The organism is Sphingomonas jaspsi DSM 18422 (assembly GCF_000585415.1).
Lineage (GTDB): Bacteria > Pseudomonadota > Alphaproteobacteria > Sphingomonadales > Sphingomonadaceae > Sphingomicrobium > Sphingomicrobium jaspsi.
In genome coordinates this window covers 1,641,579-1,661,286 of sequence record NZ_KK073876.1, presented here as the reverse complement: position 1 = coordinate 1,661,286, position 19,708 = coordinate 1,641,579, and the positions used below count along the sequence as shown (strand labels likewise).

The following is a 19,708-nucleotide window of genomic DNA, read 5'->3' as shown; positions in this document are numbered from 1 at the left end:
GTAGCGCCCCTGCCCTTAGCTATGGTCGATGACGATGCCGTCGATGACGTTGGCGACGTCCTCAAAGGCGTCGACGATGCGTTCCAGATGCTTGAAGATTTCGCGCTGGACGACGAACTGGATCGCGTCCCCTTTGCGATGGGCTTGGAAGGCGGCCTTCAGGCCCGCCGAATGGATGACGTCGGCATGACCTTCCATACGCACCAGTCGCTCGGTCAATTCATGCAGGCGGCCGCCATTCTTCCCGACGTCGCGCAGCAGGGGCATCGCTTCGGATACGACGCGGGCGCTATCGACGATGATCGCCGCCATGTCCTTCATTTCCTGGCTGAAGTCCTTGACCTCGTACAATTCGATGGCCGAGGCGGCGGCCTGCATCTCGTCGATGGCATTGTCCATCGCGCCGACGAGCGCGGTAATCGCGCTGCGGTCGAACGGCGTCAGGAATGTTTCGCGGACCGTTTTCAACACTTCCCGGATGATCTGGTCGGCGTCATTTTCTCGTTCGAAAATCTCGCGAGCATTTTCGTGCAAGGTGGGACCACCTTGGACAAGGCGTCCCATCGCATCGCCGGCGGCAACGGTTGCCACCGCATGGGCTTCGAAAAGTTCAAAGAAGTTGCCGGTCTTGGGAAGCAGTCGCTGGAACCATGCAAACATGGGGCCTACCTTCGATTTTTCGGCGACGAACGACAGCATTCCTGGCCGTCGGGCCGCCTGGTTGAATTCGGTTGCGTTGAACGATCGGATGAGGTCGCGCAGGTCCGGCTCGTCAACCGCCTTCGCTGCGTCCGCCAGCGTAAACCAGCGCCGCTCGCGCTCGCCCTTTTCCTTCCAGTCGTCCAGTTCGCGACTGACCGACAAGGGAAAGACCTCGACGTCCGCCATCAGGGACGCACCACTGCCCTTGCGTTTGCGGTAGCGGAACGAGCCGATCGGAGTCGGGCAAACCGATCCGAGAACGCCCGCCTCTTCTTCGGCTTCCTGGGCCGCGGCGGCGTGGGGCGGCGTCGTATTGGCGAAATTTCCCTTGGGAATGACCCAGCGCCCGGTATCGCGAGAGGTCACCAGAAGGATCGAAACCGGCGCGTCAAGCGCGTTCCCTTCCGTACGGTACGGCAAGGCGGCAATCTGGCGAATGGACCCCCCTCCCCGGCATGGCAAAGGGCCCGCCGGTCAACCCAACGAGCCCTAGCCTTGGGCCATCAGGCCCGCAACAAAAATGACAGTTTGATTACGCCGGGGTGATATCGCCCGCGCCGCTTTCATCGCCGGCATCCGGGCGACGATCGAATACTTCGTCGATCAGGCCCCACGCCTTGGCTTCGTCGGCTTCCATGAACTTGTCGCGGTCCATCGCCTTCTCGACTTCCTCAATCGGCTGGCCGGTGTATTTGGAATAGAGCGAATTGAGGCGGGTACGCATGCGCAGGATCTCGCGCGCCTGGATCTCGATGTCCGACGCCATGCCCTGTGCACCGCCCGACGGCTGGTGGATCATGATCCGGCTGTTGGTCAGCGCAACGCGCATGCCCGGCTCACCCGCCGCAAGCAGGAAGCTGCCCATCGACGCGGCCTGCCCGATACATACCGTTCCAACGCGCGGGCGAATATATTGCATGGTGTCATGGATCGCGAGGCCCGCCGTCACCACGCCGCCCGGCGAGTTGATGTACATGAAGATGTCCTTCTTCGGGTTTTCGGACTCGAGGAAGAGCAGCTGTGCGGTGATCGAGGCGGCCATGCCGTCTTCGACCGGGCCGGTCAGGAAGATAATCCGCTCGCGCAGCATCCGCGAATAGATGTCGAAGGCCCGCTCGCCGCGGTTCGATTGCTCGATGACGGTCGGGATGAGGTAGCTGGCGATGTCCTGATGGTCCATGGGAAACCCGTTTATCCTTATGTTGTGCCTGCCCTACATCGGCAGGAATGGCGCAATGTTCAAGCCGCCCATGGTTAAGGCGGCCAAGGAAAAGGGCGACCCACCAATCCGGCGGGCCGCCCTCCCCTTTTCAGACGCGAAGCGTAGGACGCTTACATCTTGTACGACAGGCGCAGGTAACCGAACTGGCCCGGCACGTCGTAAGTGGTCGGATCGTAATTGTTCACGCTGCAGGTGAAGCAGGCCGGCGGATCTTTGTCGAACAGGTTATTGATGCCGGCGGTCAGCGACACCTTCCGCTCGAGGAACGTCGGCGTATAGGTCAGCTGGATATCGGTGTAGATCCGCTTACCCAGCTTGTTACCGTTCGCTTCCGTCACGCTCTGGATGTAGCGGTTGGTCCAGGCGGCTTCGAAGTCGCCCATACCCCAGTCGATCGTCGCATTGCCCTTCCACTTCGGGTAGGCCTGGTCGGGGCTGCCACGCTCCGTCCCGACGCGGTCGATCACGACAAAGCCGTTCGACGCCGTCAGCTCATACTTGATTAGGTGCGTAGCGTTGACGGTCAGCCCGAAGCGTCCGATTCCGGTGTTGCGGGTGCGGTAGTTGAGCGTCGCATCGAGGCCCTTGGTCTTGATGCTGTCGAGGTTGCCCAGCGTTCCGTCGATTTCGTTGATGAAGCCGTTGGCGGTACGCTTGACCAGCGCGCAGCTCGCCGCATCGCCCAGAAGGGCGCAGTTGTTGAGCGTCACGTTGGGATCGACCGCGCCGATCGCGTCGGTCACCTTGATGTCGTAATAATTGAGCTCGACATTGAGGTTGCCGCCGTCGCCGCGCGCCCATTCGGGCGAATAGACGATGCCGAAGGTCAGGTTCTTCGACTTTTCGGCCTTCAGGTTTTCGTTGCCCTGCGTGATGATCGGCAGCTGGCCGCCCTGGTCTTCGGCATAGCTGCCGTCAGCCGGAACGCCATTGGCGATGCAATTTGCCCGAACCGTCGCATTGGTCGGGAACAGGCCCCCGGCCGCGCTGGTGCAGGGATCGTCGGCCGGCAAGTCGAAGCGCGAGCGGCCGCCGAACAGTTCGCCGAGGCTCGGTGCGCGGAAACCGGTCGAATAAGCGCCGCGCAGCAGCAGGTCGTGTACAGGCTTGTACAGGCCGGTCACGGTGTAGGTCGTGCTGCCGCCGCTGATCGAATAGTCGGAGTGACGGATCGCGCCGTTGAGTTCCAGCGAATAGGCCATCGGCTGATCCTTGAGGATCGGGATGCGGATTTCGCCGTAGACTTCGTCGACGTTGTACTTGCCGCGGGCCGGCTGGGCCGGAATGTCGGCGCCGAGACCCGCCGAAACGATCGGATCGGGTGTGAACGAGGCGCTCTGGTTGCGGTGTTCGTAACCGAACGCCACGCCAACCGGGCCGGCAGGAAGTTCGAACAGGTCGCCGGTGATGTTGGCGGTCAGACCAGCAAGTTTCTGCTTGCTGCGGTCCTTTTCGGTGAAGGCGATCCAGTCGAGCATCGCCGGCGTGATCGACCCGGCGCCGCCGAACAGGTTGAGCGGTACGCAGCCCGGGGTCGCATTACATGCAGCGACAGGCCCGACGGCCAGCGCCACGCGGTCGGCGCGAACGTTGCCGGTGAAGGACTGGTGCGCCTTGTTGTTCCCGTAGATGCCATTGACGTCCCAGTACCAGTCCTTGCCGAACGCATTGAACTTGCCGTCGAGTGTGGCGGTGAGCGACGTGGTATTGACCGTCTGGTTGAACGTACGCTGCCCCGCCTCGATCAGGCGGCGGGCGATGAACGAATAGGTCGGCGTCTGGCCGTTGGGCGTGCCGTCGGGGTTGAGCCCCGACTGGAGCGTGATCCCGAACGGGTTGTAGGGATTGGTAACATCGATCGACAGCGTGTCGAAAAGGCTGCCGGCGCCGTTGCCGGCATCCGGGCCGATGAACAGCGGTTCGAACGCCGCCTGGTTCTGCGACTTGCGCCGGTTCCAGCTGCCGCGAACGCGAAGGTGCGTGTCGCCGCCAAGATCAGCCTTGACGCTGGCCCAGCCGCCATAGCGCTTGCTGGGCGTCAGGATGTACTGGTACGGCGCGAAGTTGAAGCGGTCAGCGGTGGTAAAGCCGCGCAATTCGGCGAAAGTCGGCGTGTTGTCCGGCGCTGTGCCGATGGTCCAGTTGCCATATATCGGGAGACCCGTGTTGGCACCGGTGCGAAGGTCGAAACGGCCAAGTGCCGAGGCGCTGCTGCAACCCCCGGTAAGGCAGGTCGTCTGACCCGGGTTCGGGAACAGCGAAATGCTGCGGTCGGCGGAGCGAACCGCCTCCTGCTTCACATAGGCGGCACCGACGGCGATATCGATCGCACTGTCGCGGCCATTGCCCCAGCTCGCCTGATAATCTTGGGTCTTGCCGTCGCCATCGCCGAGGTACTGGCCATATTGCGCCGACAGTTTCAGGCCCTTCTGCTGGGCGACGGTGATCACGTTGACCACGCCCGCGATCGCGTCCGAACCGTAAAGCGGGGATGCGCCGGCCTGCAGCACTTCGATCCGCTCGATCATGTTGGCGGGCATGGTGTTGAGGTCGACGGTCGCCGGGATGCCGCTGGCGCTCGTCGCATTGACGTAGCGAAGGCCATCGACCAACACGAGCGTCCGCTTGGCGCCGAGGTAGCGCAGGTCGATTTCCGCCGAACCGGCGCCGACGCCGCCACCGTCCGGCGGATTGCCGAGGTTGCCGCTGTTGTTGACCTTGGAGTTAAGGCCGCCCGCTGCGCTGGGGAGGCGCTGGAGGACGTCGGCGATCGCCGAAAGGCCGGTCTTGGCGATAGCGTCCTGGTCGACGGTGATGACCGGCGAATCCTGGTTGAGCGGGTCGCGACGGATGCGCGAGCCGGTCACCACAATTTCGCTCTGCTGCCCCTGCTCGGTGGCCTGGACGTTCTGCGGCGCACCGCCGGCATCCTGCGCGAAAGACATGGACGCAAACGACAATGCGGCAAGGCCGACGCCGGCCTTCAGCCCGGTGGACAGACGGATCATAAATTTTCTCCCCCATCATTCAGGACCGACGAGGTCCGATGCTGTGTTGGGAGCGTATCACACCTAGTGGAGGTGCCTAGGGGGCCACCAGTTAACGCAGTTTTTCAACCTGCATCTGTCACTTTTCCGCAACAGTGGTTGCCGCGTGCGCGAGATAGGCCAAGCGGCGCATTTCCCGACGTCCCCGGGTGACGGTATCGAGGATCAGGCCGGCGAAGAAACAGAGCACCCCGACCACGACCATTCCCGTGACCAGGATTGCGGTCGGGAAGCGCGGAACGAGGCCGGTGTCGAGGTAGGTCAGCACCAGCGGCACCGCCAGCACGAGCGCGGCGACCAACATCAGCGCGCCGATCCCGCCATAGAACAGGACCGGTCGCTCGACGCGGTATAGCGTCCCGATCGTCTTCAGGATGCGCCAGCCATCGCGGTAAGTGCTGAGTTTCGACGCCGAACCTTCCGGACGGGCGCCATAGGCCGTGACCAGTTCGCCAACCGGCATCCTAAGTTCTAGCGCATGGACGCTGATTTCGGTTTCGATCTCGAACCCCGCCGACAGCACGGGAAAGCTTTTTACGAACCGACGCGAAAAGACGCGGTAGCCTGAAAAAATGTCCGTGAAGCTGCGACCGAACAGGCTGGCGAGCAGGCCGGTGAACAGACGGTTGCCCAGCACATGGCCGCCGCGATAGGCGTCCGCCGCTTCGTGCTGGCGCGTGCCGACGACCATGTCGAGCTGCTCCTCGACCAGCATCCGAACCATTTCCGGCGCCGCTTTGGGATCGTAGGTCAGGTCGCCGTCGGCCATGATATAAACGTCGGCTTCCACGTCGGCGAACATGCGGCGCACGACGTTACCCTTGCCCTGCATCTTTTCGCAGCGGACGACGGCACCGGCAGTCCGGGCGATCTCGACCGTGCGATCCTTGCTGTTATTGTCGTAGACGTAGACCGTCGCCCCCGGCAGCGCGGCCTGAAAGCCCCTCACCGTTTCCGCGATCGCCGCTTCCTCGTTGTAGCACGGCAGGACCACCGCGATGCGAATGCCGTCCAATTTTTCCCCCAATTCATCGATAGCGTGCGGAATCGAAAAGCCCCGCCCCTCTCGTCCATCGTAGAGAGAAAGGCGGGGCTTCGACAAGCGCGTGTGGGTCGCGCTTACTTCTTGGCCGGAGCCTTCTTGGCAGCCGGCTTCTTGGCCGGAGCCTTTTCAGCCTTGGCCGGCGCCTTTTCGGCCTTGGCCGGCGCGGCCGCCTTCTTGGCAGCGGCCTTCTTGGGCTCAGCCTTGGCCTCTTCCTTCGGCTCGGCATTCTTGGCGGCCGGCTTCTTGGCGGCAGCCTTCTTGGCCGGCTTGTTGTCATGGTCGTGGTCGTGTCCACAACCCGGGCCATGGACATGGCCTTCTTCGCTTTCGAGGTCGGCTTCGAGCACGTCGCGGGTGACGGTGCGCTCGGTCACTTCCGCCTTGCCGAACAGGAAGTCGACGACCTTGTCTTCATACAGCGGCGCCCGAAGCTGCGCGGCGGCCATCGGATTTTCCTGGATGTAGCGGACGAACATGTCGCGGTCCTTGGGCTGGTACTGCGACGCGGCCTGGCCGATCAGGCGGTTCATTTCCTGGTTGCTGACCTCGATGCCGTTTTCGGCGCCGATTTCGCTCAGCAGCAGGCCGAGGCGAACGCGGCGGACGGCGATGTTGCGATAATCGTCGGCATCGCCTTCGATTTCCTTCAGCGCCGCTTCCGGATCGGCTTCGTGGCTGGCTTCGTGGCGAAGCTGGGCCATGATGTTTTCATATTCGGCTTCGACCATCGACGGCGGGACGTCGAAATCATGATCCGCCGCCAGGATGTCGAGCAGGCGGCGCTTCATGTGGGTGCGGGTCAGGCCGTTGAGTTCCTGCTGCTGCTGGTCGCGGATCAGGCCCTTGAGCTGGTCGAGACCCTTGAGGCCGAGCTGCTTGGCGAACTCGTCGTCGATCTTGGTGTCGCCGGCAACCTTCACCGCCTTGACGGTGATGTCGAAGGTCGCGGCCGCGCCCTTGAGGTTTTCGGCCGGATAGTCGTTCGGGAAGGTGACGTTGAGCTGCTTTTCATCGCCCAGCTTCACGCCGACCAGCTGATCTTCGAAGCCCGGAATGAGCTGGCCCGAGCCGATGACGACTGCCATGTCTTCGCCGGTACCGCCGTCAAACGCCACGCCGTCGACCTTGCCGACGAAGTCGATCACGACCTGGTCGCCCGTCGCGGCCTTGTGGCCCTTCTTGGCGTCGTCGTAGCGGGTCTGCGACTTGGCGAGCTGTTCGATCTGCTCGTCGACCTGCTTTTCGTCGGGCTCGACGATCAGGCGCTCAAGCTTCAGCCCGTCGATCTTCGGTGCCTTGATGTCGGGCAGCGCTTCGAGCTTGACGTGGATGGTCGCGTCCTTGCCCGGCTCGTAAGTTTCGTCGAGTTCGACTTCCGGCTGCATCGCCGGACGGATCTTCTTTTCGCCGAGCAGCGAATTGACGCTGTCCTGCACCGCGGTATTGAGCGCGTCGCGCATGATCGCTTCGCCGTGCATCTTGCGGATAAGGTTGGCCGGCACCTTGCCCGGACGGAAGCCCGGCATGCGGACCTGCGGCGCGATGCGCTTGACCTCGCCGTCGACGCGGGCGTCGATGTCCTTGGCGGGAATGGTGAGCGTGTAGGCCCGCTTCAGGCCTTCATTTTCCGTCTCGACGGTCTTCATGGTCACTTGCTTGATCCTGCTCAATAAACTGTCTGGAGCCAGCCACTCGCCAATCCCCCGGATTGACTGCGTGGCTGGCTGGTGCGGGCGAAGGGACTCGAACCCCCACATCTTGCGATACTGGAACCTAAATCCAGCGCGTCTACCAATTCCGCCACGCCCGCGCGGACGCCTTGAAAGTGGGCGGCCTATAGCAAGGCTGTCGCGCCAGACAAGAGCGATAGGACGAGCAACCCTTTTGAAGCGGCAAGGTTATTCGCCATGAAGGAGTAACGACATGGCCACCACACCGCCAGAAACCCCGCCCGAGCCCATCCAGCCCGCCCAGCCGAGTGTTCCACCTGCCGAAGCGCCGGCCATGCCTGGCGACGTCGACGTTCCATCGCCTGCCGCACCGGAACCGGGACAGGCCTGAGCATGGCGAGCCGTCCACCGATACCCGGACTTCCGCCGCATCCGGAGGAACCGCAGCCGGTGCCGCACCTGCCTGACGAACCGCCCGCGCCGCCGCCGCCCGACCCGGTGGCGGATTAATGCGTTAGGCGGGCGCTACGCACGATCGCTTCGAAATCGCCGATGCCGGCGTCGAAATAATGCATCTGGGTCGCGTCGAACATCGCCATGTAAAGCCGCCCGCCGATCACCGCCCCGACGACCCGCCCCCTTCGCCGGACTTCGTCACCGTCGAGATGATCATAGTCCTGCTGAAAGCCGGGGTAGCCCATGAACTGCCGCGGCTGCAGTGACGTCGTCCGGAAATCGACCGCGCCGCCGCGGATGCGATAAAGGCTTTCGACCATCGCCGCGATTTCCGGCGCGGTCATGTCGGACCGAAACACCGGCACCTGACGGTCGTCCCGCCGATACTGGCGGATCAACGCCTTCTTGTCCTTGAGGTCGGTGACGAAGCTGATGCCGTCGAGGTAGACTCCGTTCTGTGTCCAGTCCTCGACCTCGCTCAGGTCGAAGAAAATCGAGCGCGGAGCGCGGTTCCATGGGCGCGGCGGCGTGACGGCCATATTGCCGTCGCCGACCTTGTGCTCACGCGCCTCCACCAGCGTGTAACCGCCGAAGGACAGGAATTGCGGGCTTGCCGGCGCCGCGACCGACAGCATTGCTGCAAGTAACAAGACGGACCGTCCACGCATCGACCTCTCCTAACTGGCCAGCATCTGGCGAACGAAGGGCGCATCCGGGGCGTTTGGCGCCATCTGCAGATATCGGGTGAACGCGGCCTTGGCCTCTCCGGTGCGTCCTCTCTTCTGGAGCATGATGCCGTGCCAGCGCCATGCGTCGGCCGGCGCATCGGCGTAGAACACCGCCGCGGCATAACCTTGCGCCGCCCGCTCCTCGTCGCCCTTTTTACCCCGCAAGCGCCATATTTCCCCTTCGTGGAAACGAAGAAATCCGTTCCATCCGTCGCGGGCCAACGTCTCGACGACATATTGGCTGGCACCGGGATCGTTGAGCTTCACCTGGTCGTCGAGCAATTGCGGACGGATGCCGGCCAGCTCTGCCAGATAGCGATCGCGAAAGTCGCGATAGCTCTTTCCCGGCTGACGAACTTCCGCCGCCGACAGTTTGAGGTCTGCCATGCGCGATTCCGGTGACGGGTGCGTCGAAAAAAGCGCGAAGTCGCGCTCCCGGTGCTTTCCGCGATATTTTGCCGACAGGTTCAATTCCCCGATCAGCTGCTCCCAGGTTTCGCTCATCGACATCGGGTCATAGCCAGCATCGGCGAGCAGGCGAACGCCCATGGCGTCGGCCTCCGCCTCCAGCGTTCGATTATAGCGGAGCAGCGAGAGGATCGTGCCGAACTGCGCGAGCCGGACGAGATCGCCAGCATAGACGCCCGTGGCCCCGCCTGCCACGCCCGCACCCATTGCGAGAAACGAAAATATATCGGTCTTGCGCCGCGTGTCGCGCCACCCGCGAAGCTGGTGCTTGCGAAGGAAATGGGCGCTTTCGTGAGCAATGACCCCCGCCAACTGGGCTTCGTTGCGCATCCGCAGCAGCAAGCCGCTGAACACCACAGCGAAGCCGGTCGGGAACATGACCGCATTGAATTCGGGAATACGCGCCAGATAAATGCGCATGTCCTTGGCTGCTGGCCCACCGACGCGGCCGATAATGTCGCCAAGATAGGTCGTCAGCCTGTCGTCGCGGATGAGGAGGTTCGATCCGGAAACCTCCTCCTCGACCCGCTCCATCAACTGCCACAGGCCTTTTTCGTCCTCGTCCTGTGCGCGATAGCCAGGACCGATCAACGGAGCCATGTCGCGCGGCAGGACGCGAGCTTGGGCGCTTCCGGCATAGAGGGCGGCCACCGCACCGAGCCCGCCATGCAGGAAGGAACGTCGATCGATCGGGCTCATTTCGCCTTGCCCGCCCGCTCGCGCACGTTTCGGCCGGGCTTCATCCGTCCCAGCAGCCGGTCGACCAGTTGCGCCGCCCCATCGGCCGTACGCATGTCGCCCATCTTGATTCCGGCGACCTGGCTGCCGGCCTGAACCACGTTGAACCAGACGACATCGCCGGTCCTTAGGTCGACCAGGCTGGCGTAGGCCAGTTGTCCGCCGCCCCCGACGTTCGGCGCGCAGAAGCCGACGAAACAGCCGGCGATCCCTAGGATCTGCAAGGCGACGCGCCCGTCCGATGCGAAGCTGTCCTCCGCATGCATGAACAGCACATAATCGAAGCCGGTCTTGCGGCCGAAATCGACCGCATCCTGCCCCAACGTCCAGTCGAGCCCCTGCCGCCGCTTGGTCGGCAGATAGGCGCCATTGTAGCGATGTAGCACGATGGACGAGCCGACGGCATAATGCAGTCGCTCAAGCTCGGCGACCGTCTCCGCGTCGACCCCGCCCAGCCCGCTTCGTTTGTCCATGATCGTCGCATCGCCGCCGCGACCGGCCTGTTGCTGACGAAGTGCGGCGATGACCTGCGTTCTGGCCTGGTCGGTCCAATCGGCCCGCGGCTCGACCAGGCCGCCGGTTGTGACCGACCCGACGCTGATATCCGGCCGAAGAACCAGCAGCTTGTACGACCCCTGAGGCGGCGAAAATTCAACATCGGCAAACTGGCGCGTGCTGACGCACCCGCTGAGCACCAGACAAGCTGCAAGCGCGAAACCCAACCGGCGCATGCCATCACCCTCCCCGACGGTAAGACCGCGCAAGGTTGACGACGAGCGCTAACAAATCAAGCGTTTTCAGACACTAGTCGGCTGGGCAGGCGACGCCTTCGATAGTGAGACAGTGCCCGTCGATCACCTTGCGGTCGACCTTGAGCCCTAGCATCGCCGCAAGGGTCGGCATGATATCGACCGTCTCGGTCGCGTCGTTGCGTTGGGTCGCACTCATGCCCGGACGCCAGAACAGGATCGGAACGCGGCGGTCATAATCCCACAGGCTTCCGTGCGTCGCCACATAGGTCTTGGTGTCCGCAATCGGGGTGATGCGTGGCTTCAGCACAACCACGAAATCGCCCGAGCGCTCCTTGTCGAACGAAGCCCGGACTCGCTGGATGGGCGTCCAGCCAACCGGCGATCCGGTCGGAACGGCGGTGCGCTCGATCTGGCTCCGGGTGAAAACCTCTGCGACCTGCGGGTGAGCCTTGGCGATGGCGACGGCAGCCGCCAGCACCTTGGGCCTCATGGCCGGCGCGATTGCCGCATCGAGCCAGACGTCCCCGACCGAGCCGCCCCACAGCACGGGGCCAGCCAAACCGAACTTTTGCCCGATCTGCTTGCCAATCGCCGTCACGGTGAAGTTGGGGTCGATCCGCGCCGCAGTCGGTATACCGCGCTCACGCTGCCGTTCCGGAATGTCGTTGCCGCCATGATCGGCGGTCAGTACCACGGCATAGTCAATCTTCTGGGCGTCGAGATATGACAGGAAATCGCCCAGATCGCGGTCGAGGCTGGCCATCTGCAGGCACATTTCCTCGCCTTCGGTCCCGAAAGTGTGGCCGACATAATCGGTCGCGCTGGCACCGATGGCGATGAGATCGGGCTGCGAGCCCTTCCCCAGCCCCATCTCCCCGATCAGCCCCGCCGCAAGCGCAAGCGTGGCACCGTCGAACGCTGGGCTGGCGCGGAAGGCGCGTGCATCGCCGGCGGCGCGTGCGAAGCGGCCATTGCCGACGGCCTTCCCGCCGCCTTCCACTGCATAGACCTTTGACTTGGCTTCACAGCCCGGCGGCGGCGTCAGCGGCAAGGCCGGCGCAGCGATCATCGCGGCGACCGCATTGTTGATCGCCGTCACCGCCTTGGGCGGCGCCTTGCCCTGCTGATCGGTCGAATATTTCTTGCCGTCCCAGTACCAGCGTTGGTCGACCTTGTGGCCAGACATCATCACCGCCGCCCGGTCCTTCCCCGCGACTGCAACCGAACGGCTGCCTGCCCGCTGAGCCGTCAAATATTCGCCAAGCGTCTCCACCCGCAGGTGCACGGGGCTGACGGTATAGGCCGACGAGGACGATCCGGGCACCCGCTCGTCCTCCGCGCAATAGACCGTCTTGTCCGAACGGGCGACGCGCTGGTCGGTCCAGTCGTTGGCGATAATCCCGGTCCGCGCCGGGAAGGAGCCGGTCAGGATGGTCGAATGACCCGGGCAGGTCTCGGTGGCGGCGTGGGCCTGGAAGCCGTTGCGAAAGGCCGTCCCGCCCGCGATGCGCTTGAGACCGCCCGTGAAGGTCGGGCGATATTCGTCGAACAGGTCGGCGGAAAACTGGTCGACTGAGATGGCGACGATCAGCTTGGGCGCGGGCCGTTCCGGCGCCTTGGCCGTCGTGGGTGCGGCGATCAGTGCACAGGCCGCAAGCAATCCCCAACGCGTCATCGCCGTCTCCTCAATTCGATCGTTCAGCCGTCCAGCTTCGCGCGCAGTCGTTCGTTGACCACGCCCGGGTTGGCCTTGCCCTGCATCGCCTTCATCGTCTGGCCGACGAAGAAGCCGAACAGCTGGACCTTGCCGCCCTTGTAATCGGCGACCTTGTCGGCGTTGGCGGCGAGGATCTTGTCGATCTCGGCATCGATCGCGCCGGTGTCGCTGGTCTGCTTAAGGCCTTCGCGCTCGACGATGACGCCGGCGCCGTCGCCCGTTTCGATCATCTTTTCGAAGACGGTCTTGGCGATGGAGCCGCTGATCGTGCCGTCGGCGACGAGCTTGAGCAGTTCGGCCGCCTGCGCCGGCGTCACCGGGCATTCGTCGATGCCCTTGCCGAGGCGGTTCAGCGCACCGAACAGCTCGGCATTGACCCAGTTGGACGCCTGCTTGGGCTCCGCGCCCTCTTCCAGCAGCGCATCGAACCAGCGCGCGATTTCGACTTCGGCGGTCAAGACCGAGGCGTTGTACGCGGTGATGCCCGCATCCTCGTAGCGCTTGCGCTTGGCGTCCGGCAGTTCCGGCAGGCTCTCACGGCACGCATCGAGGAACGCGTCGTCAAGTTCGAGCGGAAGCAGGTCGGGATCGGGGAAGTAGCGGTAATCGTGCGCATCTTCCTTCGACCGCAGCGTCCGCGTGACATTCTTGTCGGGATCGTAGAGCCGCGTTTCCTGCGCGACCGTGCCGCCTTCCTCGATCAAATCGACCTGTCGGCGCGCCTCATGCTCGATCACCGCCATGACGAAGCGGACCGAGTTGACGTTCTTGGTCTCGGTGCGCGTGCCGAATTCCTCGCCCGGCTTGCGCACGCTGACGTTGACGTCGGCGCGCATCGAGCCTTCTTCCATATTGCCGTCGCACGAGCCGACGTAGCGCAGGATGGCGCGCAGCTTGCGCAGGTAGGCGCCGGCCTCGGCGGGCGAGCGCATGTCGGGCTTCGACACGATTTCCATCAGCGCGACGCCCGAGCGGTTCAAATCGACGTAGGACATGGTCGGATGCTGGTCGTGCATCAGCTTGCCCGCGTCCTGTTCGACGTGGATGCGCTCGATGCCGATGGTCTTGGCGCTGGCCTCGTCCTTCTCGTCGGTGAGGACGGTGATCGACCCCTCGCCCACCAGCGGGTGGTAGAGCTGCGAAATCTGGTAGCCCTGCGGCAAGTCGGCGTAGAAATAATTCTTGCGGTCGAAGCGCGACCATTTGTTGATCTTGGCATCGATCGCCATCCCGGTGCGCACCGCCTGGCGAATGCATTCGCGGTTCGGCACCGGCAGCATTCCCGGCATCGCCGCGTCGACGAGGCTGACCTGCGTATTCGGCTCCGCGCCGAATGCGGTCGCCGCGCCGCTGAACAGCTTTGCATTGGACACGACCTGCGCGTGAACCTCGAGGCCGATCACGACCTCCCAATCGCCGGTGGCGCCTTTGATCCTATACTCGCTCACCACCACTTCTCCGCTCGTGCCGTGAAGCCGGCGCGTTCCTCGATCGCGAGGCCGGCGTTGAGGACGGTCTGCTCGTCCAGTTCCTTGCCGATGAGGTGCAACCCAAGCGGCAGCCCCTGCGCGTCGAGGCCGCCCGGGACGCTCATCGCGGGAAGGCCGGCGAGGCTGGCCGGGACCGCGAAGACGTCGTTCAAATACATCGCGAGCGGGTCGCTCATCTTCTCGCCCAGCCCGAACGCCGCGCTCGGCGCGGTTGGGGTCAGGATGAGGTCGCACTTGGCGAAGGCCTCAGCGAAGTCGCGCTTGATGAGCGCGCGGACCTTCTGCGCCTTGGTGAAATAGGCGTCGTAGAAACCCGCCGACAGCACATAAGTGCCGATCATGATGCGGCGCTTCACCTCGGCGCCGAAGCCCTCGGCGCGGGTCGCGGCGTACATGGCGTCGAGGTTGCCGCCCTGCGGCGTCTCGCGAAGGCCATAGCGCACGCCGTCGTAGCGGGCGAGGTTCGACGAGGCCTCGGCGGGCGCGATGATGTAATAGGTCGGTAGCGCGTACTTGGTGTGCGGCAGGCTGATCTCGACGATCTCGGCGCCGGCATCCTTCAGGAAGTCGATGCCCTTATCCCAGATTGCATTGATCTCGTCCGGCACGCCGTCGATGCGATATTCCTTGGGAATGCCGACCCGCTTGCTCTTCAAATCGCTCGACAATCCCGCTTCCCACTGCGGCACTGGCAGGTCGAGGCTGGTGGCGTCCTTGGGATCGAAGCCGCACATGTTCTCGAGCATGATCGCACAGTCGCGGACATCCTTGGCCATCGGTCCGGCCTGGTCGAGCGAACTGGCAAAGGCGACGATGCCCCAGCGGCTGCAGCGGCCGTACGTCGGCTTGATGCCCGAAATGCCGGTGAAGGCGGCTGGCTGGCGGATCGAGCCGCCAGTGTCGGTGCCGGTGACGCCCGGTGCCATGCCCGCGCTCACCGCCGCCGCCGAGCCGCCCGAGCTTCCGCCCGGGGTCAGCGCAGCGTTGCCGCCGTCGTTGCGGCGCCACGGCGAAATGACCGGCCCGTAGGCGCTGGTCTCGTTCGACGAACCCATCGCGAACTCGTCCATGTTGAGCTTGCCCAGCATCCCCGCGCCCGCCCGCTTGAGATTGCCCGACACGGTGCTCTCATAGGTCGGCTTGAACCCGGTCAGGATCTTCGACGCGGTCGTGCTGTCGACGCCTTCGGTACAGAACAGGTCCTTGATGCCGAGCGGGATGCCCGACAGCGGCTTCAAATCGCCCGAAGAACGCGCGGCGTCAGCGGCTTTCGCTGCTTCCAGCGCCAGTTCCGGCGTTTCCACGGTCCAGGCGTTAAGCGCCCTGCCCGCCACCACCGCCGCGTTGAACGCCTCGGCGACTTCGGTCGCGGCGAATTCGCCCGCGCGGAACCCGTCTCGCAGCTGGGCGATCGTCTTGCTGGTAAGCTCGCTCACTATTCGATCACCTTCGGCACGGCGAAAAAGCCATGCTGCGCATCGGGCGCATTCTTCAGAATATCGTCGCGAACGCCCCCGCCGGTCAGCGGGTCGGCGTTGACCACGTCGTCGCGCAGGCGCGTGTGGTTCTCGATCACCGCAGTCAACGGCTCGATGCCGTCGGTGTTGACCTCGCCCAGCTGCTCGACCCAGCCGAGGATGTTGTTGAGTTCGGGCACCATCTTGTCGATCTCGGCATCGCTCAGCGCTAGCCGGGCGAGCTTGGCGACGTGGCGCACTTCTTTTTCGGAAACGGACATGGGGTGCGCGATAGCGAGGGCCGCGCCTCCCTTCAAGCGAGTTGCCGTTGCAGCGCAGCATCTTTAAGCGGGGCGGCCATGTGTGCACGACGATTTCTCGGCTGCGTCTTCATCCTGATCCTGATCGCGGTGGCCGGCGCCTTCGCCATCTTCCAGTTCGGCGACCGGGTGCTGACGAAGATGGCCACCCCCACCGGTCACTATCAGGATCCGGCCGACGGTGCGCCAGACTATGTGAAAGCCGAAGCGTGGCTTGCACGTCCGGGCGACGGACCGTCGCTGGCCGATTGGCGACCGTTACAGGCCGACGGCTCCGCGCCACCGCCGATGACGCTGGCGCCGCCAGCCGCGGCCACCTTCTACATCCATCCCACCACCTACCTGGCGAACGATCGCTGGAATGCCCCCGCGATCATGACGGGCGATCCGGAAAACCGCGCCAAGCTATTCGTGCAGAGCCAGTCGAGCGCCTTTGCCGGCTTCACCGAAGTCTGGGCGCCGCGATACCGGCAGGCGGCATTCGGCGCCTTCCTGCTGACAAGCGACGATGCGACCAAGGCGCTCGACCTCGCCTACAACGATGTGCTGCGCGCGTTCGACGCCTTCGCCGCCGCCAACGCGGGCAAGCCATTGATCCTCGCCGGGCACAGCCAGGGATCCCTGCACCTGCTGCGCCTGCTGCGCGATCGGCGCGATGCGCTGAAGGGCCGGCTGGTCGCGGCCTACGTCGGCGGCTGGCCTGTCGACACCAAGGCCGACCTGCCCGTCCTTGGGCTTTCCGCCTGTAGCGCCCCCAACCAGACCGCCTGCCTGCTCAGCTGGCAAAGTTTCGGCGACCCGGCCAATCCCGAACTGATTGAACGCGCGTGGGTCGGAAAGCCCGGCTTCAACGGGATCAAGCATGCCAAGGCGAATATGGTCTGCACCAATCCGCTGACCGGCACTTCTGCCCCCGCCCCTGCGTCGGCCAATCTCGGCACGCTGGTGCCTGATGGCACCCTGACCTCGGCCACCCTGCAACCCGGAAAGCTCGGCGCGCATTGCAAGGACGGCTTCCTGATCATCGACGGGACGCCGCCGGGGATGGGCAACTACGTCATGCCGGGGAACAACTACCACGCCTATGACTATGCGCTGTGGTGGGGCTCGATCCGCGCCGACGCCGAACGTCGGTTGAAGGCGTTCCAGTCGCGATGATCCATTCATCCGCCGCAGATTTCGCTGCAGCGCTGGGAAGCGGGAGCGGCCGCCTGCTCGGGCTGGACGTGGGGACCAAGACGGTGGGCTTGGCGACCTGCGACGCGGGATGGAGCTTCGCGACCCCACTTGAGAAGTTGAAACGCGGCAAATTCACCGCCGACCTCGAACGATTGAAGGCCATCGTGGCCAAAGAGGCGATCCGCGGTCTCGTCGTCGGCCTGCCGCTCAACATGGACGGCAGTGATTCGCCGCGCACCCAGTCGGTCCGCGCCTTCGCCCGCAACCTCGCTCCGCTGACGCTGCCCATCCTGCTGTGGGACGAGCGCTGGTCGACCGTCGCGGTGGAACGCGCCATGCTCGACCAGGACATGAGCCGCGCCCAGCGGGCCGAGAAAGTCGATGCCCACGCCGCCGCGCATATCCTGCAGGGCGCGATCGACGCTCTGGTCAATCTGCCCCACTGACGTTAGGGGGCGGTCTCGATGCACCTTCTTTCCATCGAAGACCTCTCCGACGCCCAGATCGCCACCATCCTCGACGAGGGTGAGCGCTGGTTCGCTTACAACCGCCAGCCTCGCCGCAACGATCGCCGGCTGGACGGCCTCACCATCGTCAACGCCTTCTTCGAAAACTCGACGCGCACGCTGCTCAGCTTCGAAATCGCCGCCAACCGGCTCGGCGCGCAAGTCGTGACGATGCAGGTCGCACACAGCTCGATCAAAAAGGGCGAGACGCTGGAGGACACGGCGCGCACTCTCAACGCGATGCGGCCCGACGCGCTGGTCATCCGCCATGCCAAGAGCGGCGCGCCGCACGATATCTCCGCCATAATGGATTGTCCGGTGGTCAACGCCGGCGACGGGATCGGCGAGCATCCGACCCAGGCGCTGCTCGACGCGGCAACCATCCGCCAGCATTTCGGGCGGATCGGAGGCCTCAAGATCGCCATTTGCGGCGACATCAAGCACAGCCGTGTCGCGCGCTCGAACGCCAAGCTGCTCGGACGACTGGGCGCGGATCTGCGCTTCGTTGGGCCGCCGTCTCTGATGCCGCCCGAACTAGGCGGCGGATCGATCGATGCGGCGGTCGACGGTGCCAACGTGGTCATGATGTTGCGGGTCCAGCGCGAACGACTGGAAGACGATCTGGGCGATGCGCCGGGCGAATTCCTGTCGCGCTATGGCCTAACCGAAGCGCGCTTTGCCAAGGCTGCGCCGGATGCGGTCATCATGCACCCCGGTCCGATCAACCGCGGAGTAGAGATCGAGGGACCGCTGGCGGACCACGCCGAACGGTCGCTGATCGTCCGTCAGGTAGAAATGGGTGTGGCGGTCCGCATGGCCGTTCTCGACCTGCTGACCGCCACTCGTCGCGGGTAAAGCTTAGCGCGAAGCGAAACGAACCGGCGCGTCGCCCGCGGTCGAGCGGACGAAGCATGCCCGGCCCGAGGCTTGCAGCTTCGAACAGAAGCCGCGCGCTTCACGGTCGCTGGCGAAGCCCTTCACCGACAGGCGATAGAAGGTGCCATTGGCACTGGCGAACTTCGCGCTCACAGGGGTGTACCCCTTGAGCAATGCGTATTTCGCAGCCGCCTTTTTCCACGCTAGCTGGACGCCGGCGCGATTGGTGTAGGCGCCAAGCTGGACCACGACGCGGCTGTTGCGGGCGTTGGCCTGTAGGGCCGCACGGCGCAGGCTTGCGACGGTTTCCTTCACACGGATCGACGACGGCGACAGCGCGGGCGCAACGGGCGCAACAGGCGCCGCTTCGGCATAGGCGAGCGGTGCGGGCGCTTCGGCCGGGACAGGTTCGGCGACGGGGGCGGCGACGGGTTCGGCTGCAGCGACCACCGCAGCCGGTTCGGGCTGGTACGGCTGCGCTTCCGGCACCTCCACCGCAGCCGTCGACGTCAGCCCTTCCGTGACGGCAGTCGACGGCAAGGGTTCGGACGATGCGTAGCGAACGTCTTCGGCGCTCTTGTTGAGCGCAAGACGGACCGGCTGACCCGGATCGCCGGCGATTGGCGAGATGCCGATGAAAGCGGCAACCTGGTCCGACTGGCGCGACGGCTTTGCGAGCGCCATCCATTCCTGGATACGGGCGTCGACCTGGGCCGCGGGAAGGTCTTGGGCAGCGACGACCCGGGCTTCCGACCAGCGACCGGAGAAGGCGTAGGCCAGTGCCAGATTCTGGCGGGTCCGCGATTCTGCGCCGACCTGACGCGCGGCCGATTCGAGGACCTGGATGGCGGCATCGCTGTTCCCGGCAAGCGCCAGCGCAAGGCCGAGGTCGGTCGGATCGATCACCTGCTGCGCCTGGTAGAGAAGCGAGCTGGCTTCGTTGCCCCGACCCAGCGCCGTCTGCACCAGCGCCAGCTTGAGGATCACCTTGGGCTGGTTCGCAACAAGGGTCAGCGAGTCGCGATAGGCCGCCTCGGCCGATTGGAAACGGCCGGCGGCGAGGTAGCAGTTGCCAAGCAGCGCGCGGAAGCTGGCATCGTTGGGGCTTGCCTCGACCGCCTGTTCGGCCAGCGCGGTGGCACCTGCCACATCGTTCGACTGAAGGGCGACCTGGGCCCGCGTGGCGAGGCCGATCTTGGACGCGTCGGCCTTGCCATCAAGGCGGCCATCACGGCTGGCATGATCCATCGGGCCACTGCAGGCCGTGGCCAGCGCAATCAGCGATGCGGCGGCAAGCTTGGCTCCCAGTCGGTTCGTCTTGGTCATGACATTCCC

The 19,708-nt window shown here is 64.6% G+C and carries 17 protein-coding genes and 1 tRNA gene; 4 read left to right on the top strand and 14 right to left on the bottom strand.

Annotated elements, in window-relative coordinates; translation table 11 throughout:
- Nucleotides 1–15: 15 nt before the first annotated feature.
- The 6 genes from G570_RS08570 to G570_RS08545 all read right to left on the bottom strand — a co-directional run bounded on the left by G570_RS08570 (nt 16) and on the right by G570_RS08545 (nt 7,826).
- The gene (locus G570_RS08570; RefSeq protein WP_037504019.1) at nt 16–1,077 is read right to left on the bottom strand and encodes a DUF47 family protein; all 1,062 of its coding nucleotides are present in this window, start codon (nt 1,075–1,077) and stop codon (nt 16–18) included.
- Between the two features lie 157 nt (nt 1,078–1,234).
- The gene (gene clpP, locus G570_RS08565; protein ID WP_037501221.1) at nt 1,235–1,882 is read right to left on the bottom strand and encodes an ATP-dependent Clp endopeptidase proteolytic subunit ClpP; all 648 of its coding nucleotides are present in this window, start codon (nt 1,880–1,882) and stop codon (nt 1,235–1,237) included.
- Between the two features lie 152 nt (nt 1,883–2,034).
- Nucleotides 2,035–4,932, bottom strand: a complete 2,898-nt coding sequence (locus G570_RS08560; protein WP_084607627.1) for a TonB-dependent receptor — start codon at nt 4,930–4,932, stop codon at nt 2,035–2,037.
- 118 nt (nt 4,933–5,050) lie between these two features.
- Nucleotides 5,051–5,986 (bottom strand): glycosyltransferase family 2 protein, encoded by a 936-nt coding sequence (locus tag G570_RS08555; RefSeq protein WP_245600272.1) that lies wholly within the window; start codon nt 5,984–5,986, stop codon nt 5,051–5,053.
- Between the two features lie 104 nt (nt 5,987–6,090).
- Nucleotides 6,091–7,662, bottom strand: coding sequence for a trigger factor (gene tig, locus G570_RS08550; RefSeq protein WP_037501215.1), 1,572 nt, complete (start codon nt 7,660–7,662; stop codon nt 6,091–6,093).
- A 79-nt stretch (nt 7,663–7,741) separates the two neighbouring features.
- Nucleotides 7,742–7,826 (bottom strand) — tRNA-Leu (locus G570_RS08545).
- Between the two features lie 113 nt (nt 7,827–7,939).
- On the opposite strand from G570_RS08545, the gene G570_RS13865 reads away from it, so the two are divergent.
- Complete coding sequence (locus G570_RS13865) at nt 7,940–8,077, top strand: hypothetical protein (protein WP_169731746.1); 138 nt, start codon at nt 7,940–7,942, stop codon at nt 8,075–8,077.
- A 115-nt stretch (nt 8,078–8,192) separates the two neighbouring features.
- Here G570_RS13865 and G570_RS08540 read toward each other — a convergent pair whose 3' ends face one another.
- The 7 genes from G570_RS08540 to gatC all read right to left on the bottom strand — a co-directional run bounded on the left by G570_RS08540 (nt 8,193) and on the right by gatC (nt 15,773).
- A complete protein-coding gene (locus tag G570_RS08540; protein ID WP_156930406.1) occupies nt 8,193–8,792 on the bottom strand; it encodes a hypothetical protein in 600 nt (199 codons plus the stop codon).
- 27 nt (nt 8,793–8,819) lie between these two features.
- Complete coding sequence (locus tag G570_RS08535; protein ID WP_037501210.1) at nt 8,820–10,037, bottom strand: M48 family metalloprotease; 1,218 nt, start codon at nt 10,035–10,037, stop codon at nt 8,820–8,822.
- Nucleotides 10,034–10,807, bottom strand: coding sequence for a hypothetical protein (locus G570_RS08530; protein ID WP_037501207.1), 774 nt, complete (start codon nt 10,805–10,807; stop codon nt 10,034–10,036). Before G570_RS08530 ends, G570_RS08535 begins: the two co-directional genes overlap by 4 nt.
- A gap of 73 nt (nt 10,808–10,880) precedes the next feature.
- On the bottom strand, nt 10,881–12,503 hold the full coding sequence (locus G570_RS08525) for an alkaline phosphatase family protein (protein WP_037501204.1): 1,623 nt from the start codon (nt 12,501–12,503) through the stop codon (nt 10,881–10,883).
- A 23-nt stretch (nt 12,504–12,526) separates the two neighbouring features.
- The gene (gene gatB, locus G570_RS08520; protein ID WP_037504017.1) at nt 12,527–13,993 is read right to left on the bottom strand and encodes an Asp-tRNA(Asn)/Glu-tRNA(Gln) amidotransferase subunit GatB; all 1,467 of its coding nucleotides are present in this window, start codon (nt 13,991–13,993) and stop codon (nt 12,527–12,529) included.
- Nucleotides 13,990–15,471: an Asp-tRNA(Asn)/Glu-tRNA(Gln) amidotransferase subunit GatA gene (gene gatA, locus G570_RS08515; protein WP_037501200.1), complete on the bottom strand. Its 1,482-nt coding sequence runs from the start codon at nt 15,469–15,471 to the stop codon at nt 13,990–13,992. Before gatA ends, gatB begins: the two co-directional genes overlap by 4 nt.
- On the bottom strand, nt 15,471–15,773 hold the full coding sequence (gene gatC, locus G570_RS08510; protein WP_037501196.1) for an Asp-tRNA(Asn)/Glu-tRNA(Gln) amidotransferase subunit GatC: 303 nt from the start codon (nt 15,771–15,773) through the stop codon (nt 15,471–15,473). Before gatC ends, gatA begins: the two co-directional genes overlap by 1 nt.
- A 78-nt stretch (nt 15,774–15,851) precedes the next feature.
- Between gatC and G570_RS08505 the strand changes: the two genes are divergently transcribed.
- The 3 genes from G570_RS08505 to G570_RS08495 are packed head-to-tail and all read left to right on the top strand — an operon-like array spanning nt 15,852 to nt 18,352.
- A complete protein-coding gene (locus tag G570_RS08505) occupies nt 15,852–16,970 on the top strand; it encodes a DUF3089 domain-containing protein (protein WP_037501194.1) in 1,119 nt (372 codons plus the stop codon).
- Nucleotides 16,967–17,437 carry a Holliday junction resolvase RuvX gene (ruvX, locus tag G570_RS08500; RefSeq protein WP_037501191.1) on the top strand — a complete coding sequence of 157 codons (471 nt, stop codon included), beginning with the start codon at nt 16,967–16,969 and terminating at the stop codon, nt 17,435–17,437. The genes G570_RS08505 and ruvX overlap by 4 nt, the downstream gene beginning before the upstream one ends.
- Before the next feature lie 18 nt (nt 17,438–17,455).
- On the top strand, nt 17,456–18,352 hold the full coding sequence (locus tag G570_RS08495; protein WP_037501188.1) for an aspartate carbamoyltransferase catalytic subunit: 897 nt from the start codon (nt 17,456–17,458) through the stop codon (nt 18,350–18,352).
- Between the two features lie 3 nt (nt 18,353–18,355).
- Here the strand turns inward: G570_RS08495 and G570_RS08490 are convergent, their stop codons facing one another.
- On the bottom strand, nt 18,356–19,699 hold the full coding sequence (locus G570_RS08490) for an SPOR domain-containing protein (RefSeq protein WP_051504206.1): 1,344 nt from the start codon (nt 19,697–19,699) through the stop codon (nt 18,356–18,358).
- Nucleotides 19,700–19,708: the final 9 nt, after the last annotated feature.

Bases quoted from the DNA above. Each gene is read 5' to 3' on its own strand.
- G570_RS08535 (WP_037501210.1), bottom strand. From the start codon at position 10,037: ATGAGCCCGATCGATCGACGTTCCTTCCTGCATGGCGGGCTCGGTGCG.
- G570_RS08495 (WP_037501188.1), top strand. From the start codon at position 17,456: ATGCACCTTCTTTCCATCGAAGACCTCTCCGACGCCCAGATCGCCACC.
- G570_RS08490 (WP_051504206.1), bottom strand. From the start codon at position 19,699: ATGACCAAGACGAACCGACTGGGAGCCAAGCTTGCCGCCGCATCGCTG.
- G570_RS08525 (WP_037501204.1), bottom strand. From the start codon at position 12,503: ATGACGCGTTGGGGATTGCTTGCGGCCTGTGCACTGATCGCCGCACCC.
- gatC (WP_037501196.1), bottom strand. From the start codon at position 15,773: ATGTCCGTTTCCGAAAAAGAAGTGCGCCACGTCGCCAAGCTCGCCCGG.
- G570_RS13865 (WP_169731746.1), top strand. From the start codon at position 7,940: ATGGCCACCACACCGCCAGAAACCCCGCCCGAGCCCATCCAGCCCGCC.
- ruvX (WP_037501191.1), top strand. From the start codon at position 16,967: ATGATCCATTCATCCGCCGCAGATTTCGCTGCAGCGCTGGGAAGCGGG.
- G570_RS08530 (WP_037501207.1), bottom strand. From the start codon at position 10,807: ATGCGCCGGTTGGGTTTCGCGCTTGCAGCTTGTCTGGTGCTCAGCGGG.
- G570_RS08560 (WP_084607627.1), bottom strand. From the start codon at position 4,932: ATGATCCGTCTGTCCACCGGGCTGAAGGCCGGCGTCGGCCTTGCCGCA.
- G570_RS08505 (WP_037501194.1), top strand. From the start codon at position 15,852: ATGTGTGCACGACGATTTCTCGGCTGCGTCTTCATCCTGATCCTGATC.
- tig (WP_037501215.1), bottom strand. From the start codon at position 7,662: ATGAAGACCGTCGAGACGGAAAATGAAGGCCTGAAGCGGGCCTACACG.
- clpP (WP_037501221.1), bottom strand. From the start codon at position 1,882: ATGGACCATCAGGACATCGCCAGCTACCTCATCCCGACCGTCATCGAG.